Annotated in this window: 1 protein-coding gene; it reads right to left on the reverse strand. The window is 38.6% G+C overall.

From position 1 onward, the window contains the following. A partial coding sequence (locus KH400_RS23295) for a helix-hairpin-helix domain-containing protein (protein WP_498067645.1) occupies positions 1-334 on the reverse strand: 334 nt, incomplete at both ends.

Genomic DNA, 334 nt, shown 5'->3' on the forward strand with positions numbered 1-334 from the left:
GTCTTCCACTGAAAATAATAATGTTGCCCGTTCAGGGTGAAAATCATCCATTGCCCCAGCTTTGATTAAATTTTCGATTGCTTTTTTATTTACAATCTTTTGATCGGTTTGAACAGCAAAATGAAGAAGGTCTTTAAACGGTTCCTTTTCTCTAGCTTGTACGATCCATTTGGCCGCTTGAAATCCTACATGAGCAACTGGAAGTAATCCAAAACGTATGCCTTCTCCTTCAATTGTAAACAATACGTGGCTCTTACATACAGAAGGAGGAAACACCTCATAGCCTGCTTCTTTGCACTCTCGAATGTGATGAGCTAATTTATCTGCATTATTC

Source organism: Desertibacillus haloalkaliphilus (assembly GCF_019039105.1).
In the GTDB taxonomy this organism is placed as follows: domain Bacteria; phylum Bacillota; class Bacilli; order Bacillales; family KJ1-10-99; genus Desertibacillus; species Desertibacillus haloalkaliphilus.